Annotated in this window: 14 protein-coding genes; 9 read left to right on the forward strand and 5 right to left on the reverse strand. The window is 38.0% G+C overall.

The window, feature by feature from the left end; translation table 11 throughout:
- The first annotated feature begins 1 nt into the window (after position 1).
- The gene (locus DI076_RS17000) at positions 2-1,816 is read left to right on the forward strand and encodes a hypothetical protein (RefSeq protein ID WP_108961063.1); all 1,815 of its coding nucleotides are present in this window, start codon (positions 2-4) and stop codon (positions 1,814-1,816) included.
- A 3-nt stretch (positions 1,817-1,819) separates the two neighbouring features.
- Here the strand turns inward: DI076_RS17000 and DI076_RS17005 are convergent, their stop codons facing one another.
- The 4 genes from DI076_RS17005 to DI076_RS17020 all read right to left on the reverse strand — a co-directional run bounded on the left by DI076_RS17005 (position 1,820) and on the right by DI076_RS17020 (position 7,312).
- Positions 1,820-2,779 (reverse strand): magnesium transporter CorA family protein, encoded by a 960-nt coding sequence (locus DI076_RS17005; RefSeq protein ID WP_108961064.1) that lies wholly within the window; start codon positions 2,777-2,779, stop codon positions 1,820-1,822.
- Positions 2,779-4,560 (reverse strand): M61 family metallopeptidase, encoded by a 1,782-nt coding sequence (locus DI076_RS17010; RefSeq protein WP_108961065.1) that lies wholly within the window; start codon positions 4,558-4,560, stop codon positions 2,779-2,781. The genes DI076_RS17005 and DI076_RS17010 overlap by 1 nt, the downstream gene beginning before the upstream one ends.
- A gap of 269 nt (positions 4,561-4,829) precedes the next feature.
- On the reverse strand, positions 4,830-6,905 hold the full coding sequence (locus DI076_RS17015; RefSeq protein ID WP_108961066.1) for a methyl-accepting chemotaxis protein: 2,076 nt from the start codon (positions 6,903-6,905) through the stop codon (positions 4,830-4,832).
- Positions 6,906-6,955: 50 nt separating this feature from the next.
- Positions 6,956-7,312 (reverse strand): VOC family protein, encoded by a 357-nt coding sequence (locus tag DI076_RS17020; RefSeq protein WP_108961067.1) that lies wholly within the window; start codon positions 7,310-7,312, stop codon positions 6,956-6,958.
- Between the two features lie 66 nt (positions 7,313-7,378).
- On the opposite strand from DI076_RS17020, the gene DI076_RS17025 reads away from it, so the two are divergent.
- Entirely contained in the window at positions 7,379-7,657 is a 279-nt protein-coding gene (locus DI076_RS17025; protein ID WP_012476661.1) for a TIGR04454 family lipoprotein, read from the forward strand.
- 37 nt (positions 7,658-7,694) lie between these two features.
- Here DI076_RS17025 and DI076_RS17030 read toward each other — a convergent pair whose 3' ends face one another.
- Positions 7,695-7,949: a hypothetical protein gene (locus tag DI076_RS17030; protein WP_245918534.1), complete on the reverse strand. Its 255-nt coding sequence runs from the start codon at positions 7,947-7,949 to the stop codon at positions 7,695-7,697.
- A gap of 65 nt (positions 7,950-8,014) precedes the next feature.
- On the opposite strand from DI076_RS17030, the gene DI076_RS17035 reads away from it, so the two are divergent.
- The 7 genes from DI076_RS17035 to metH all read left to right on the forward strand — a co-directional run bounded on the left by DI076_RS17035 (position 8,015) and on the right by metH (position 19,264).
- Positions 8,015-8,935, forward strand: coding sequence for a DMT family transporter (locus DI076_RS17035; protein WP_108961069.1), 921 nt, complete (start codon positions 8,015-8,017; stop codon positions 8,933-8,935).
- A 53-nt stretch (positions 8,936-8,988) separates the two neighbouring features.
- Positions 8,989-10,116, forward strand: a complete 1,128-nt coding sequence (locus DI076_RS17040; protein ID WP_108961070.1) for an Lsa36 family surface (lipo)protein — start codon at positions 8,989-8,991, stop codon at positions 10,114-10,116.
- Positions 10,117-10,190: 74 nt separating this feature from the next.
- Positions 10,191-12,731: a methyl-accepting chemotaxis protein gene (locus tag DI076_RS17045; protein ID WP_108961071.1), complete on the forward strand. Its 2,541-nt coding sequence runs from the start codon at positions 10,191-10,193 to the stop codon at positions 12,729-12,731.
- Positions 12,732-12,829: 98 nt separating this feature from the next.
- On the forward strand, positions 12,830-13,792 hold the full coding sequence (locus tag DI076_RS17050) for an ArsR/SmtB family transcription factor (protein WP_108961072.1): 963 nt from the start codon (positions 12,830-12,832) through the stop codon (positions 13,790-13,792).
- Between the two features lie 9 nt (positions 13,793-13,801).
- Complete coding sequence (gene ahcY / locus DI076_RS17055) at positions 13,802-15,121, forward strand: adenosylhomocysteinase (RefSeq protein ID WP_108961073.1); 1,320 nt, start codon at positions 13,802-13,804, stop codon at positions 15,119-15,121.
- 48 nt (positions 15,122-15,169) lie between these two features.
- Positions 15,170-15,469, forward strand: coding sequence for a ferredoxin family protein (locus DI076_RS17060; protein WP_002980754.1), 300 nt, complete (start codon positions 15,170-15,172; stop codon positions 15,467-15,469).
- A gap of 78 nt (positions 15,470-15,547) precedes the next feature.
- Positions 15,548-19,264, forward strand: coding sequence for a methionine synthase (gene metH / locus DI076_RS17065; RefSeq protein WP_108961074.1), 3,717 nt, complete (start codon positions 15,548-15,550; stop codon positions 19,262-19,264).
- Positions 19,265-19,287: the final 23 nt, after the last annotated feature.

Below are 19,287 nucleotides of genomic sequence, written 5' to 3' on the forward strand. Positions count from 1 at the left end.
TATGAGAATTTCTCCTCCACACGATCATTTTTTACAACTCACTACCAAAGAAAATTTGGGAAGGTCTTCTGGGATCATCTTACAAAAAGAAGCACTATCCATCATGAAGACTGTAGAAGCCCAAAGTTCCAGGGAAAATATTGAAGCGGGTCATTTGTTTCGTCCTACAGATTCAAATTTTGAAAAACTCAAAATGGATAGAGAAACCGCCCTAGACCAAATGTGGGAACTCATTGACTATGGGCTCGCAACACAACTGTTCGAGATCAAATACGATGCTGATATCGGTGAGTTACGTCTTGTTCCTTTTTTAGTTGGATTGCCTGGTGGCATGCCTCTAGAGGAACCTTATAAACTACTGATTGGACGTTCAACAGAACATTTATACGAATACATTCAAAACAAACGGATCTTAACAGAAGATACTTGGCGTAATGTTTTAAATAAACTAGCTGATATCGATTATAAAGAAGACGAAGGACCAGGTGACGAACTAGATCGTTTACTTGATCCCAAACAATTTCCACTCCAACCTTCTAGCGAAATGTTAAAACGTTCTCGGGGTCTCATAATTGATGAATTGGCAAAAGAATCAAAAGTAATTGTATTACCACATATTGGTTTTTATTTCCTACCTGAATCCGAAGCTGCTAATTTTTTGAATATTGCAAATGAGTATTTGATGACAAAGGTCGAACCACTTGCCAAAGCATTTGATTCCGAAATTCGATTGGCACTCGATCGTTTGTTTGCACCTGGTTCGGGAGATGTGGAAATCAATGAAGTGGAGATCATCCGAGCTAAAGTTGATACTTTGTATGAATTCAAAGAAATCCTTAAAGAAAATGGATTTTATGCTTTTATTCATAACCTAAAAAAAGTAACAGAAATCGCAGTTAAGTTTGCAGAGTTAGAAAAGAAAAAGGAAGTTGATCGATTATTAAAAGTCTATATGAAAATGTTAGACAGTCAATTTGATTTTGATTCAAGACTCCTTCGTATCAATTTAGAAAAAGATGATGAACATAATTTGGTGATCGTTGACTTACTTCGTAAAAATCCAAAAGTATTATCAGCGGAATGGCATGATGCAGATTCTAAAATTGCTGTATTTGTCAATAATAACCAAAACAATATCAAAGAAATCAATACTTTAATTTACCAAAATTATCGGTTCACCACCGAACACATCTTATATCTAAAGGCAATTTTAGAATTAAATGAAAAGGAACTCAAACCAATCTTTAAAGATGAAGAGTTTGTGAAGACCTATGGTAAAAACCTACAAGCGGTGTATTTTAATTACATTCCTTGGTTTTATAAATTATTCTATTTTTTGGGAATCACACCAATCGTAAACTCTGGTTATGCGAAAGCAAAATCAATTCTAACTTTTTTACAAATGGATCGCCAGTTTTTATATCAAAAACGTAGGGAAAACTTCTTTAAGAAAAAACTAAGAGATAGAGAAGAGCGAATTGAGAAAGAGAAAAAACAACAGTTAAAAAAAGCTCTTGTATCTGCGCTTTCAGATGCGTATTTTAATAAAAATTGTTTACCCTCTGTGGATTGGCTTGGAATGAACTATCCTGCTTTTTCTGCAGAAACATTGGAAAAAATGATTCCTGATTTTGCTTTTTTATCCACAACAGGGAAGTCCATTAAACCACATTCTGTGATACTATTCCCGAATTCTCCTGAATTTGATTCTTTGAACAAAAAACTGAAAGATTTACTCAATCAATGGATCCGTGGCGAAATTGATTCACCACAGGAAGACCCAGAATTATTGGCTCAAATTCGAAGTTTGGTTTAAAAATTAATACCAACGTTTGATTCTAAAATAAACTAACATCAGTAAACCGAGAAGTCCCATTGCAGCAATGGCTGAGATAAAACCATATTCCCATTCCAATGTAGGCATATGTCTAAAATTCATTCCATAAATTCCAGCAACAAGAGACATCGGTAACATAATAGCAGTCATAATCGTTAGAATTTTCATGATTTCATTTGTTTTTCGCGTTGAGATGGCAATATGGGCTTCGAGAGCTGATGAAATAGATTCAATATTACTATCCACAAGTTCTAAAATACGAATCGAATGGTCACGTACGTCACGAAAAAAAGCATCCGCTTCATCACTAAAAAAACTATTTTTGATTTTTTCTAAGTCTTCTAAAACTTCTTTGTTTTGTAACATCCCTTTTTTGATAGAGAGTAAACTTGAACGTAAACTATATACGTTACTGATGTCCAAAGACTTTGCATTGCTAAAGATTTGATCCTCAAAATGTTCGATACGTTCTTCGATTTTTTGTGTAATGGCTAACGTGTGATCCGTCTCAATATCCAATATTTTATGTACGATGAACTCATATCCTTTGGATAAAATCTTATTATTTGTTTTCCAGTCCTCAATCATATTCCCAATGCTATCACGATAGTCCAAGGTGAGTGAAATGATTTGGTTTGGAGTAAGGATAAAGTTAAAATTTTTCTGGGTGAGTTGGTTTCGTTCGAAATGGAATCCTCGAAAAATGAAAAATATATAATTGGGAAATTTTTCTAATTTGATCCGGCTATTTGGATTTAGGATGTCCTCAATTGTCAATTGATGGATATTATGTTTTTGGAATAAAAAAGTGAGTTTTTCTTCGTTTTCGGCTGTTAAATGAATCCAATGTTTTGGATGTTTATGAGTAAGTGGAAGTGGGGTATCTAATAAAACTTCTTCCTTGGAAGAAGGAGTAAGGATGTAATTAAATATAGCTGGCATTAGACAATGTTCCTTAAAAAATATTCTCTGAGTTCTTTTTTTTCAGCACTACAATCTTCTGAGACCACGAATTTTCTTGTTTTGTAAAAACCAGATGCGGTCACCATCGTTTCTTTGATTTTCCCAGCTCTGGATAGGATCAAATGAAACTTTTCACCTGGCCTAAGGTTTTTTTCTAATTTTTGTAAGATGGAATTAGTTGCTCGTTTCCCATTAATCGCCAATATTTCATCATCTAACATTAAATCAATGGATTCGTAATTTAACTTATGAAGGATTTTTTGAACATAAAGGTTCCCGTTTTTTTCTTTTGTTTTAAATCCTGTATCACCAACTAAATCCGTTTGTATCCGATGGATTCCAATATGATCCAAATAAACATCGACTGGGATTGGTTTAGGGGATTCAAGATATTCATTAAATTCTAATTTTAAATCTACACCAGTAACTTCTTTTGTCACATCAAAAAACTCTTGTTTGGTGAAACCTCTCTGTTTTTCTTTTACAAAAACTTCATTTAGTTTATGGAATACATGCCTGATTGTCTTTTTATCTTTGGATTCTTGTAATAAGAATAAATTCATACACAATGCAAGGACTCCACCTTTTGTGTAATAAGAAACCGTTATATTATGACTGTTTCCATTCCTTTTATAATATTTAGTCCAAGCAGTGAAAGAAGACTCTTCTAAACTCATCCAAAAATCAGCATCATTGTCTTCCAAAGAAAAGATATCAGATTGGAGTTTGTTTAAATATTCTTCTAAATTTAAGAAACCTGCGTGGTATAAAAAATACGCATCGTAAAAACTTGTAAAACCTTCTGCGATCCAAAGTTCCCGTGTTAAATTTGGTTTTTGGTAATCAAATGGTCCAAGAGCTATTGGGCGAATGCGTTTGATATTCCAAAGGTGAAAATATTCATGGGATAAAAGTTCTAATAATCGTTTGTATTCTTCATCATCGTGAATGAGTTCTGGATTAAAATAATTGATACTGGATGCTTTGTGTTCTAATCCACCATAAGCAGGTAAACTTAAATTCAAAACAAATAGGTAAGATTGGTTAGGACTTTCTTGCATCCATTGGATTTGTGTTTCAGTGATTTTTTGTAAATCGTTAGAGAGTTTTGTTTTGAAGTCGAATGAAACATCTCCTTCAATCAATAATTCATGTTTGGTGGATCCAGCAGTAAAAAATACTGAGTTTTTTTTGCTGAGATGGAATGGTGAATCAAAAAGTTCATCAAAATGATTGGAATAAAATTTATGAAAATTATTTTCGTCTCTTGGTAAACTTGTATAAATGTTTGGAAAAAATTCGGATACTTTAAACTCTACTGTGGTAGGTGTATCCAACCTCCCTTCTGGGTATAAAAAGAGAGCGGGTGGGTTAATGAATCCAAACTCTGTTTCTAAATAGTTGGTTCTGACAGTAAAATCTTCAAATGCATAAATGATATAAGTGATTTCAAATTTTGGAGGCAGGTTGTTTAATTTCCAGCGGTGTAAGTCCACCATTTCCCAAGAAACAGGTTCCTGATTAGTAAAGTTTATGGCTTCAAATTTATGTAAGTGGGTTGCATAATCGCGGATCATGTATGACCCAGGAGTCCAATTAGGTAAACAAAAACAAATTTGATTTTGATTGGTTTCGACTGTCAATCTCACTTGGTAATAGTGTTTGTATAAGTCAAATACACTCACTTCAAATTGTAATTGCAGTGATGGCTTAGACTCTGTTTCCGAGGAGATTGTTTTACCTTCTAACTCTTTTCCCATAGTACACTATCTTGTTTTATTTTAGTTTTAATCAAATGTTTTCTTGACCAAAAATCTGAAGAGTACTAGAAAAGGTTTAGCTAAGGTATAAGCAAAGGAGGTGGTCCATTTGGATAGTAGTTGTTACAACAAAAGATTTTTGACCCGCGAGGTGGCTGGGCAATAACGCCTGTGCTTTGTTGCAAAACCGACCAGACACAGTCTTTCCAAGTTCCGAATGGGTGGTCTCCTTCGGGCATTGCAGTCGCTTGGAAAGCACTTCTTCTCCCTTACACTTCTTTTTCAATCCGAAAGGTTTTTAATAACTCATCCAAAGTATTTGTCACCTGTCCCAATCTTTCTGCATTTTCTGCCATAGAAGAAGATTGGTCTGATAATACTTGAGAGCCATTTGAAATGTTGATTGTCATATTCGCCAATTCGTTAGTTGCCCTTTGTTGTTCTTCCGTTGAAAGTTGGATGGACTTGACTTGTTCTGTGATTTCAACCACTTCTGTGTAAATACTTTCCGTGCGAGAACTTTGGTCTTCTATGAGGGGACCAATTTCATTGGAAGAGATGAAGATGAGTGAAACCTCGTCCGTGATTTTTTTTAATACTTCCACTAATCGTTCTACTTGTTGGTTCCCACGTTCAATGGAGTCCAATGCTTCTTGAGAGAGAGTATTGATTTGGGAAACTGATTCTGCCGATTGGCTTGCTAATTTTGTGATTTCTTCTGCAACCACAGCAAATCCTTTTCCTGATTCTCCAGCTCTTGCAGCTTCGATAGCAGCATTTAATGCAAGTAAACCAGTGCGTTTTGCAATATCGGAAATTACATTGGAAAAAGCAGTGATGGTTTTGGATTTTTCCTGGATTTCTCTGATTGCAAGAGATGTTTCCTTTGCCATAGAACGACCTTCTTCTGCATTTTGATTGGCTCGAACGGAAATCTCTCCAAACGTATTCACTTTTTCTAATATTTTTTTCATTAGGTTTTGAATGTCACCTAACGATTGGTGTATGGTTTCTGTGTTTTCAACTGCACTCAATACATTGCTGTGAATTGTTTCCGAAGATGCATTTAATTCTTCAACAGTGGCACTTGCTTCTTCGGAAGAGGCTGCTTGGTTTTGAGCTAAATCAGTCAGTTCCGTAATTGTATTTTGAATTTTTTCAGTTGTCTCGCTAATTTTACCAGATGATTTTTGGGCAATCCGAATCAGTTTTCGCAAGTGTTCGATCATTTGGTTTAAAGTAACCATGATGCTACCCAATTCATCCATCTGGTCGATTTGTATGAGGTGCCTTAAGTCCCCTGAGGCTACTTTTTTGGTAGATGAATTGATGGATTGGATACGGCGATCAACCAACTTTTGGAAACTAAAGTAAATTGATAAAATGGAAAGTGTTACTCCTAAGATTCCAAGTCCAATGGTCACAAAGATGATGGAATTGAGTGTGGATTGGATTTGGGATTTTGGTACAGAGATGCGGGCAAACCATGGATCATTTTTTTCGATAATGGAGATGGGAACTGCCACATGGAAGTAATCATTAAACTCGTAAATGTTTCTGTCTTTATTTTTGATTCGATCATAAAAATAGGGATCAGCTGCCGATCGAAAATCCAATCCTTCTGAAAGGTGAGTAAAACCATCATATAAAACCAAATGATTGTCTGAGATCAGTGTGATTTTTCCTTCACCATCCGCAAATTTTAATGAATCCAAATATGATTTAATTGTTGTTAGGCTTATATCAATTCCTGCAATCCCTATGAATTTTCCATTTCGTAAAATTGGTTCCATGATGGACACGATGAACATGTCGGTTTTCCCTACCTTATATATGTAAGGTGATGTGATGCTGGTTTGTAAGGTAGTTTTTGGTTTTTGGTAAAATTCTCCCTGAATGGGATCATCAACATTCTTCAATGGTTCTGAGGATAGTTTATCTCCATCTCGAAAGATATAGGGAATGAATCTACCTGTTCCATCATGGTCTTTTGTGTTTTTATAAAGTGAATCTTTCCCATCAAATGCATTGGGTTCAAAACCACAATACGCCGCAAAAGCGATATCGTTTTCTTTGTTTAATGATTTAAGATAATTGATCGCATCTGCCCTAGAAATGATATTCCCATTTTCGTATGACTTACGAAAGGCGAATGTTTTTTTCAAGGGTGACTTGAGAGTGTTCGAGATATCACTAGTGACTTTAGAAGAAATGTATTTTGTATCTTCTTCTAAATTATGTTGTAGAGTTGATCTAACCACCATCGAAAGGACAATCATAATCCCTGCAATGATGATAGAGATGACAGCTAGCGATATCAGTATGATTTTCTTTTTGATCGACATAGATTACCTACAATCAAGTGACGTTTAGAATAGATTTGGGACATGTTTACTCAACTCATTTCTAATGAAGGGGAAAGTTTTTCTGGGTAGGTACTAACACCTAGGCCATTCCCATCAGGATCTTGGAAATACAATGTAAAATCTGTACGCGAAATGATGGTGATGGATCTCAAAAATTCTTTCCATTCTGCTACTTTCGAAGTTTCCAATGTAAATACTAGGTTTTTGGGTGATTCCCTTTTTCCATCTTCCAACATCAAGAGAATGGAACCAAATTGGATCCAGACAGAACGGATGGATCCAGATTCATAAAAATGTTCCTTTATGAGGGTAGAGCCTGGAATCTTCAGGTAAAAGGCCGCTAATTGGCTTGGATGGGTCGTTCCTATGGCAATGTGATGGATCATTTTTTTGTTTTCAAATCCCTTTGTAAAAAAGAAACTATCAGGAAATCTATTTCATCGGAGTTTTTCATGAAAAAATCTCTTATCCTTGCGCTCGCTCTCGGGCTATTTTTGGCGAATTGTAAATCCAAAGTGTATACCCAAGAAGAGTGTGAATCTGCGCTTGCAAGTACTTTCACTCAAATTGAGGAAGAAGCTAAAAAGAACCCGGCAGCAGCTCCTGTTCTTGCAGGTTTACAACAAGGCAAACAAAAAATGATCGACCAATGTATGGAAGGAAAATTTGATCCAAACTGCTTAAAAAATGCTCCAGGAATCGCTGGCATTATGGGCTGTGTAAAAAAATAATTCGCTACCATTACCGGGAGTTTCGATTCCCGGTTTCTTATTTTTCTTCTAAAACTTCAAATCCTTTCTTCTCCGTATAACAACCGTGAGTCCGATATGGACCATCTTCAAAAAAACGAATTTGTTGTGCGTAACGTTTCCCTTCCCACAAACATCGTTTGCAAACAAAAGGCATTATGGCCCAATCTTCACATTCTTCTGGGCGAAACGTTGGGAATACACGTAACAATGGTTTGGATAATTCCTCATTTTGATCGGAAAGAATGGAAACACTTCCCAAAAGAAAAATCATAAAAACCAAATACCGGATCATTCATTTAAACTATCGGGATTTTCACACATTTTCAGGATGGATTTGTGAAAGAAAATACAAATGTAGAATGGAAAGGGGTGGCGTTTGTTTTAACTGGAGCGTTACTTTTTAGTGCCAAAGCGGTGGTTGTTAAATTGACTTATCGTTATGAAATTTCTGCTATTGGATCATTATTTTTTCGGATGTTATTTGCCTTCCCATTTCTTTTGTGGATGGCATGGTCCGCAGAGAAAGAAACTGATAAACCTTCCTTAACAAAAAAAGACTATTGGAATGTAATTCTTATGGGAGTAGTCGGTTACTATCTTGCCAGTTTGTTTGACTTTATAGGACTCAAATTCATCAGCGCTGGTCTTGAACGAATCATTTTATTCATTTATCCAACTCTCGTTGTCATTTTATCTTTTTTGTTTTTAAAAAAGAAAATTCACGTAAGGGAAATTTTTTCACTCATTCTTACCTATACAGGTGTATCATTGGCATTTGGACAAGATGTACAATTGGGATCACCTAAGGATGTCAGTTTAGGTGCCTTTTTTATCTTACTTTCTGCGTTAACCTATGCGATTTATCTCATGGGGAGTGGATCCATCATACCTAGGTTAGGTGCAAAAAGATTTACAGCATGGGCACTTATCATTTCTTCCATCGTAGTGTTCCTTCATTTTTTGATTTTTGGAAGTTATAAAGAACTCATCCAACCAATCTCATTTTATTTATTGGCCTTTTTTATGGGAACTGTGAACACCGTTGTTCCGGCTGTTTTAGTATCAGAAGGGATCAAACGAGTGGGCAGTAAAACAGCAGCAATTGTTGGTTCAATTGGACCAATGTCGACTTTATTTTTAGCGTATTGGTTATTGGATGAGCCAATCACCATCCTACATAGTATTGGAACCTTGTTTGTTCTTACAGGTGTTTTTTGGATTAGTACGGGAAAAAAACCAAAAGAAGTCTCAGTTTGAGAGAGAAAATTACTTTCCAATTGTTGATTCAGAGTAGAGAATAAAGGATCTATATGAAATTTAGAATCGTTTTCCTTTCCACAGTTTTGGTCACCTTGTTTGCACAAACGGAACTATCTGCCCAATTTACCTGCGAAGGATCAGCTTGTAGTTTTTTACCTTCACAACTCACAGAAACAGGAAATGCTACACTTAAAAAATTCGAGAAAGGTTATCTCGACGAAGTATTAAAAACAAATTTAGAAGCAGGATTTTTGGCCAATGTAGGAGCAAGTAACATTGGAACAGGTACGGTCCGCCGTATCCAAATTGGTGTGAGTGCATCTGCCGCTGGTTATAAAAAAGACGATATCCAAATCCAAGATGATTTAATCAAATACCCAAAACTTCCGAATGTCGGTGGAGCTGTCATCCCTTCCTTTCATTTGGATATTAATCCTGGATGGTTACTTGGAACTGATGATGGTAGTTTTCTTCGTCGATTTGGAATTTTTTTGCATGGAATGAATGTAGCGGTGACACAAGACCAACTCCAAGCCGCATCGAATAACAAAAATTATGAGGGAAGAATCGCCGTACGCTCGTATGGTGGAATGCTTCGTTACCAATTGGTAGAAAAAGAAGGATTTTTAATGAACCTCATCACTTGGAATGGGATCAATGTGGGAGTGGGCCATCATGTGATGGAACAAAACATGAGTCTCAGTTATTTAGAAGGGAAAGCGGCTCAAATTGAATTCCAAGGTGTAAAAGGGAAATGGGGTGGTGACACTAATTTCCTTTTTAATACAAAGGTCCAAACAACCAATGTGGACTTACGAACAGGGATTGGACTCTTTTGGGTGGCAAATTTAATCGTTGGTGGTGGTTACAGTTGGAATTCTGGTCATAACTCTGCCTCCCTCTCTCGTCGAGGTCCTTTCATCATTTCAGCCAACCAAGATTTACCATTGGAACTTCCTAGAGAATACCAGACAGTCCTTGACCAACAACTCCTTGCCCAAAATCCAAATGCCACTCTTGGTTTTCGTGCCAGCGGAGAATCCAATTCGAAACGTGGGATTGGCTATGGGATTGTTGGTTTGGAATTGGACTTGTTCATGCTAAAAGTCATTGCCGAGGGATTGTATGGTGGCAAAGACCTCTACTCGGCAAATTTAGGACTCAAACTCTCTTTTTAGAAAACTTCGGGGAAAACCATAAAACCTTGCCGTACTTGGTATCAAATTTACCATATGCCAAGGTCTAAGTTTCAATGAATTTGTATAAACGTTACACACGTTCCTTCATCATGGCCTCCCAAGTATTTTCCTTGGGAGTAGTGGTTCCCATAGGGATTGCTCTCATCTTATTTTATGTCGATTTAAGTTCCACTCAGATTAAGACCTTTTTAGGTGCAACGGTAATTGCAGCTCTCATCACGTTACTGCTTCCCAGTTTGATCTTCCCGAAAAAATTAAAGTCCATTAAAGAGGGTTTACTCGAACTTGAGTCCCAGTCGGAGAAAAACCCAGAAACGTATACAAAAGTATGGGATACCATTGCCAGAATGCCAGTGATTGGAGCAACTGTTGGTGCCTCCCAATGGGCATTGGCAATTCCGATAGTTCTCGTTCCGGTATTATATTTACCCGAAACAAGTAAATCGGATGGATTTTATATCATTTGTAGTTTGATTCTGACTGCACTTCTCAATATCATCATTTCGTTTGTATTTTTAGAGAAAGCATCTCACATTGTACTCGATGATGATATCTTCCAATCAGAACTCAATGATCGGATCACTCCTTATTATCGTAATTTAAAAAATACAGTGCCCGTGATGTTTTCTTTTATGGTAATGGTACTCTCCATTTTTCTTTTGATTTATTCATTTAATGTAAATGCAAAGGCATTGGAAAAAGCATTTTCAAACCAATTGTACAATTTTAACCAAAGTAATGAAGCAGGGATTAATGTTTATTTTGAAGCAGTCGAAAATACATTAAAGGATGTCGCTTCTTTGCCTTCCGTCAAACAGGCGCTAGAAACACGTAATTATAAATTAGCAGTACCTGCTTTGGAAAAAGCTTACGGTGATACGCAGTTACTCCTTGAAAATGCGTTTATTGCAACCTTTGATGAAGGGTCTCCAATTGTTGCTTCAGGACTACCTGGCGGAGGAAGTGTTGGTTACAAACTTGTGGCCAATCCCGAAATTTCCGAAAACATCAAAGCCTCCAAAGAAGGTAAGTCACATGTTGGGGTTGCTGTTAAATCACCATTTAACGGTCAGATTGTGATCATGATCACAACCCCTGTGAAAAATGCAAATGGGACAGTGGTGGGATTTGTTGGAATGCCATTTCTCGTAGGGAAGGCAATGGAATCCTTCCTAAAAAATGTGAAAATTGGTACCACAGGTTATTCGTTTTTACTCGACCGAGAGTCCACGATGGTTTACCATCCAAATCCAAAATACTTAATGAATAGTTTCAAAGGTTCTGAATTTGAAAAGCTTGCCCTGAATGCTGGTGAAACGGATTCATTTCGTAACCCTTGGGAAGGTTCAACATTCTTACTCCGAAGAAAAGTCAGCACAAAGTATGGAATTCAGTTTTTTTCTACCATAGATCTTAAAGAAATTGAAGTTGAAAGTTTGTCATCTTTACGAGGTTTAACGGTCATTAGTTTGATTGGTTCCATTATTATTGCACTTTCGATTTATATGTTGTTTTCTGCAAGGTTTCATCCAATGAAAACAATCGGAAAGGTTTTACAAAATGTAGAAGTGGGAGACTTGCGAACCAAAGTAAAGTTGGAATCTTCTGATGAATTTGCTCGCCTTTCTCGAGGACTGAATGCAACACTTAAACAAATTATAGAAGTAGTTGGCTCCAACCAAGCATTCTCTGAAGATTTGGCTTCTTCCGCAGAACAAATGTCAGCTTCACTGAATATGTTGTCATCGAATGCACAAACTCAAGCTGCATCTGCTGAAGAAATCTCTGCTTCTATTGAAGAAATTTCTGCTGCAGTTCAGAATGTAGATGCCCAAGCAGAAGACCAATTCCGCAAAGTTGATTTTTTAAAAGCAAAAATGGCGGAACTTTCAAGTCTCATCGAAGCGACAGGCAAACAGGTTGGAAAGGCATCACAGGATGTGAATCAAATTTCAGAGGAAGCAAAATTAGGGCAATCATCACTTGATTCAATGCGGAATTCCATTTCAAAAATCAGTAATAGTTCGGAAGAAATTGGAAGTGTGATTGAAATCATCAATAATATCTCGGAACAAATCAACTTACTCGCGTTAAACGCCGCTATTGAAGCAGCAAGGGCGGGAGTTTATGGTCGTGGGTTTGCCGTGGTGGCAGATGAAATTGGGAAACTCGCCGAAAAAACTGCCATTTCAATCAATGACATTGGCGAACTCATCCAAGCAAACGAGAAGGAAATTGAAAGTGGTCGAGATACAATTGAAACCACAATTTCTCTCATCCAAAGGATCATCCAAGGTGTGAGTTCGTTTGATGAAATGACGGACACCATTGAAAAAAGTACCAAGGAACAGCTCATCATCAACCACAAGGTAGGGGAAGAGGTGGACAAGGTGAACCAAATCAGCCAAGCCATCCGGCTCTCCATGGAAGAGCAAAAAAATGCGATTGGAGAGGTTGCCCAAGCTATTTTTAGCATCAATGACCTCACCCAAGGGACTGCTGCAGGCCTTGAAGAAATGACTGCGACTGCCAATGGGATCGCAAACTTAGCGGAAACCCTAAAAAGAAAGATCAATTTCTTTAAAATCTCGTAGATCCCAGCTGTCAGATGTTCCTATTTTTAGGAACATTGTTTTTTTTGGTTGCTCAGAATCTACATATCAAGATTTCTTGATATGTAGATATCTTGGTAATGGCAACGGAAACCCTTCAATCCATCCGCAGTGCTTCACAAATCCTAGCAGCCACCAAGGCCATTTCTGATGAAACCAGGATTCGGATCCTCCATATCTTAAGTTTTGGGGCATTTTCAGTGAATGAAGTGGTGGAAATTTTGGGTATGGGTCAATCACGGATCTCCCGCCATTTAAAAATCCTAACAGAAGCAGGGCTTATCGGTTCGAGACGTGAAGGCAGTTTGGTTTACAGTTTTTTACCAGATGAAGAGGGATTTGGATTTAAATTCCCTTTAGAGCTCACCAAATTATTGTTATCTTATAAAGAAGAACTGCCTTCCAGAGAAAAGGACCAAAAAATGGTTCATCAAATTTTAGAAGCACGTGAGAAAAAATCGAAATCATTTTTTGATGGAGTTGCAGAGAGTTGGGAAAAATTACAAGAAGAAACCTTACACCCAAAACTCTATCGTTCCTGGATTTTACAAGAGTTACCCCTTTGCGAAAACATTGTAGACTTGGGATGTGGGCCTGGGAGTCTTATCCCTTTTTTGCTCAATAAAGCAAAACATGTTACGGGAGTTGATAACTCTTCCCGTATGATTGAAAAAGCATCCATTCATTTTGCAAAAAATCCAAGTGTGAGTCTCATCCAAACACCTATGGAACATTTGCCACTTTCATCTAACTCCTGCGATGCGGTAGTAGCGTCTATGGTTATGCATCATATTTCTCATCCACCTACAGTTTTAGAAGAGATTGTTCGTGTATTAAAACCTGGTGGAGTATTGTGTATTGTCGATTTAGAGAAACACAATTCAGAATACATGAGAGATAATTTTGCAGATTTATGGCTTGGGTTTGAACCAGAATTATTTGAATCATGGTTATCAAATGCAGGTTTCAAAGTCGAATCCATTGGAGAAATCCAAACAGAATCAAGTTTTAAAATTTTAACAATCAAAGCAACAAAGGAATAAGGAAACACAATGTCCACAGCAACTGAAACAAAATCGGAACGATTGCCATATAAAGTGAAGGATATCTCTCTTGCAGAATGGGGAAGAGAAGAAATCATTTTGGCAGAAAAAGAAATGCCAGGTCTTATGGCTCTTCGTAAAGAATTCGGAACTTCTAAACCACTCAAAGGTGCAAGAATTTGCGGATCTCTTCACATGACAATCCAAACAGCGGTTCTTATTGAAACCTTGGCTGCATTAGGTGCTGACATTCGTTGGTCCTCTTGTAACATTTTTTCAACACAAGACCATGCTGCAGCCGCTATCGCAAAAGCAGGAATCCCTGTATTTGCATGGAAAGGTGAAACAGAAGAAGAATACTGGTGGTGTATTGAACAAACACTATTTTTTGATGGTGGCAAAGGTCCAAACATGATTCTAGATGATGGTCATGACCTTACACATTTCATCCATGAAAAATACCCACAACTACTTGCAGATATCAAAGGTGTTTCTGAAGAAACAACTACAGGTGTAATTGCACTTCATAAAAAATTAAAAGCAGGAACTTTGAAAATCCCTGCAATCAATGTAAACGACTCTGTTACAAAATCAAAGTTTGATAACCTTTATGGTTGCCGTGAATCACTTGCTGATGGAATCAAACGTGCGACTGACGTTATGCTTGCTGGAAAAGTAGCTCTCGTTTGCGGATACGGAGATGTAGGAAAAGGTTCTGCTGCATCCCTTCGAAACTTTGGAGCACGTGTGATCGTTACTGAAATCGATCCAATTTGCGCACTCCAAGCAGTGATGGAAGGATACCAAGTACTTCGAGTCGAAGATGTGATTGAAAACGCAGACATCGTTGTAACAGCAACAGGAAACGATGATATCATTTCTCTTGAACACATGAAAGCGATGAAAGATGGTGCAATCCTTTGTAACATTGGTCACTTTGATACTGAGATTCAAATGTCACGTTTGAATTCTGAAAAAGGTGTTATTAAAAAAGAAATCAAACCCCAAGTGGACAAATACACTTTCCCAAATGGTAAATCAATTATCGTTCTTGCGGAAGGCCGTCTTGTGAACTTAGGTTGTGCAACAGGCCACCCATCATTTGTAATGTCTAGTTCCTTTACGAACCAAGTTTTGGCTCAAATTGAACTCTATACTACGAAATATGAGTTGGGTGTGTATCGCCTTCCAAAACACTTGGATGAAAAGGTAGCTGCACTTCATTTGGAGCAGTTGGGTGTTCGTTTGACAAAACTAACTCAAAAACAAGCTGATTACATCAGTGTTCCACTAGAAGGTCCTTACAAACCGGACCACTACCGCTACTAAAAATATTGCCCTTTTTGGTGAATCCGAAAAGGGCTTTGGGAGTTTCTCATGGCGTATGTTGTAACTGAAATTTGCGTTGATTGTAAATACACGAGTTGTGCTGCGGTTTGTCCAGTGGAAGCTTTTCACGAAGCTCCGGACACTTTGTACATCGATCCAGATACTTGTATTGATTGTAATGCATGCCAATACGAGTGCCCGATTGATGCGATTTTTCCGGACTATGATGTTCCAGAAAAACACAAACCGTCAATTGAAGTGAACGCAAAAGAAGCAAATAAATTCCCGGTAATCGTAACAACAAAACCACCTCTAAAGGGTGCCAAATGTTCCGACCCGAGTAAATAATTAACCTTGTGGGTGGATTCCGAAAGTAATCACCCACTTTTATTTTAATCTACTGATCTAATTATATACATAAATATTATGAAATTTGAATATACCAATCCTTCTTCCAAAACCCTCTTAAAGTTACTCACGGAAAAAATCTTAGTTTTAGATGGTGCCATGGGAACCATGATCCAAAGGCACTCACTTGAGGAGGACGATTTCCGAGGTGACAGGTTTAAGGATTGGCCTGTTTCGATTAAGGGGAATAATGATGTTCTTGCGATCACAAGACCAGATATAATCGAATCTGTCCATTTAGAGTATTTGGAAGCTGGTGCGGATATTATCGAAACCAATACCTTTAGTTCCAACATTGTCTCGCAAGCAGACTACAAAATGGAATCTGCCGTAAGGGACTTAAACCTAGCAGCCGTTCAGTGTGCAAAAAGTGCAGTTGAAAAATTCAAAGCAAAAACTGGGAAAACAGATGTTTTCATTGCCGGTTCGATTGGACCCACTGTCAAAACAGCATCTCTCTCTCCTGATGTAAATAATCCAGCATTTCGCGCTGTCACCTTTGATGAATTAGTGGATTGTTTCTATGAACAGGTTTCAGCATTACTCGATGGTGGTGTGGATTTATTGTTACCAGAAACCAATATCGATACTTTAAATCTCAAAGCATGTATTTATGCCATTGAAAAGGTATTTGAAGAACGAAACATTCGTATTCCTGTTGTTTTATCGGTTACGATTACAGATGCATCTGGCCGAACCCTTTCTGGTCAAACGGGTGAAGCCTTTTACATTTCCATCAAACATGCAAAACCACTTGCTGTCGGCATTAACTGTGCGCTCGGTGCAGGGGAGATGCGTCCCTATATTGAAGAAATATCTCGTGTTGCCGATTGTTATGTATCTTGTTATCCAAATGCAGGCCTTCCCAATGCGTTTGGTGGTTATGACCAAACACCAGAAGAGTTTGGTGGTTGGATGAAAAATTTTGCAGAAGCGGGTTTCTTAAATATAGTCGGTGGGTGTTGCGGAACCACACCTGCCCACATCCGGGCTGCAAAAGAAGCGGTTAGTTCGATCAAACCTAGAGCTTTAAAAGAACAACCAAAACTCAGTGCCTTTGCGGGCCTTGAACCACTCAAACTCACAAAAGACCAAGGATTCATCAACGTTGGAGAAAGAAACAACGTCACAGGATCTCCGAAATTCAAAAAACTCATCTTAGATGGAAATTTTGAAGAAGCTGTGCAGGTTGCCTTACAACAGGTACAAGCTGGTGCCAATATCATAGACATTAACTTTGATGAGGCGCTTCTCGATGGGGAAGCTTCCATGACAAAGTTTTTGAATTTAATAGCAGGGGAACCGGACATTGCCCGTGTTCCTTTTATGGTCGATTCCTCGAAATGGTCGGTGTTACTTGCGGGACTTAAGTGCATCCAAGGAAAACCAATCGTAAACTCCATCTCCCTAAAAGAAGGGGAAGAAGTATTTTTAAACCATGCCCGCACCATCCAAAGATTTGGAGCAGCAGCGATTGTAATGGCCTTCGACGAACAAGGGCAGGCGGCAACTAAAGATGACAAAGTCAGAATTTGTAAACGTGCTTATGACTTACTAGTTTCGAAATTGGACTTTGAACCAACTGACATTATCTTTGATCCAAACATCCTTACAGTCGCAACGGGAATAGAGGAACACAATAATTATGCTGTCGATTTTATCGAAGCGACTCGTGAGATTAAAAAAGTTTGCCCAGGTGCGAAGGTATCTGGTGGACTTAGTAATATTTCCTTTTCTTTCCGTGGGAATAACCCTGTCAGGGAAGCGATGCATTCCGCCTTTTTGTACCATGCCATCCAAGCAGGAATGGATATGGCAATTGTCAATGCAGGAATGTTAGAAGTTTATGAACAAATCCCGAAAGACTTACTTGAATTAGTTGAAGATGTGTTACTCAATCGAAGACCAGATGCCACAGAACGTTTGATCGATGCTGCTGGTAGTTTCCATGGTGAAGCAAAAGTCCAAAAGAAGGATGATGTTTGGCGCAGTGGAACGGTTGAAGAAAGGCTTACACATGCCCTTGTGAAAGGGATCGATGAATTTGTAACCCAAGATACAGAAGAAGCAAGGAAAAGTTTAGCGAAACCTCTTGATGTCATCGAAGGACCTCTCATGAACGGGATGAAAGTTGTTGGGGAACTCTTTGGTGCCGGTAAAATGTTTTTACCACAAGTGGTAAAAAGTGCACGGGTAATGAAAAAGGCTGTCGCATACCTCATGCCATTTATGGAAGAGGAAAAACGAAACCAAAAAGACGAAAGTAAACAAGCAAAATTCCTCATCGCTACTGTAAAAGGTGATGTTCACGATATAGGTAAAAATATTGTGGGTGTGGTCTTAGCGTGTAACAATTACGAGGTGATAGACCTTGGTGTTATGGTGCCTTGTGAAAAAATTTTGGAAACTGCCAAAAAAGAAAACGTAGCAGCCATTGGGCTTTCTGGTCTTATCACTCCATCTCTCGATGAAATGGTTTACGTGGCAAAAGAGATGGAACGATTAGAATTTAAGGTTCCTCTTCTCATTGGAGGTGCTACTACTTCTCCTGCTCATACTGCTGTAAAAATTGCCGAACAATACTCACAACCTGTTTTACATGTGATGGATGCGTCTCGGGTCGTGAATGTTATGAACAGTGTCTTAAATCCTTTAACTTCAAAAGACTATGCAAAATCCATCTCGGAAGAACAAGCGCGTATCCGAGAAGAGTTTTATTCTCGAGAAAGTGAGCGAAATATCCTTCCGATTGCTGATGCAATCAAAAACAAATTTGCAGCGGATTGGGATTCTTATACTCCACCAAAACCAAGTTTTACGGGCATAAAAGTTTTTAATGATGTCTCTTTGAAAGACTTACTACCGTTCATTGACTGGTCTCCTTTCTTTTTAGCTTGGGAATTAAAAGGGCGTTTCCCACAAATTCTGAAGGATCCAGTGATTGGGAAAGAAGCCACTTCTTTGTACAATGATGCACAAACTATCTTAAAAGAAATGTTGGAAAATCCAGACCTCAAACCAAGAGCTGTTGTTGGTATGTTCCCAGCTGTCTCACACGGTGAGATGGTTGAAATTTTTGAAGACGAAACCAAACAAAAATCATTGGGATTTTACCCAATGTTACGCCAACAAACAACAAAAATGTCAAACCAACCTAATTATAGTTTGGCGGATTTTATCGCTCCAAAAGAAAAGAACAAAAACGATTATATTGGTTATTTTGCAGTCACAGCAGGTCACGGCATTGAAGAATTAGCAAAAACCTATGAAGTCAAACATGATGACTACAATTCTATTTTGGTCAAAGCACTTGCGGATCGTTTTGCAGAAGCTTTTGCTGAATACATGCACCATAAAATGCGGGAAGAATGGGGTTTTGGAAAAGAGGAAAATCTAACCACAGAAGATTTGATCCGTGAAAAGTATCGAGGGATTCGACCTGCACCTGGTTATCCAGCTTGTCCAGACCATACGGAAAAACGCAAAATTTGGGAACTTTTGGATGTCGAAAAAAATGCAGGCATCAAACTCACTGAATCTTGTGCGATGTGGCCTGCCAGCAGTGTGAGTGGGTATTATTTTTCACACCCTGAAGCGCGATATTTTGCCATTGGAAAAATCAACGAAGACCAAGTAGAACCATACGCTAAAATGAAAGAAATGGAAAAATCGGAAGTGGAACGTTGGTTGTCTCCTATCCTAAACTATGACCCATCCAGGAAGTCTAAAGGATAAGACTTCAAACAAATGATTGTTAT

Source organism: Leptospira ellinghausenii, assembly GCF_003114815.1.
GTDB lineage: Bacteria > Spirochaetota > Leptospiria > Leptospirales > Leptospiraceae > Leptospira_A > Leptospira_A ellinghausenii.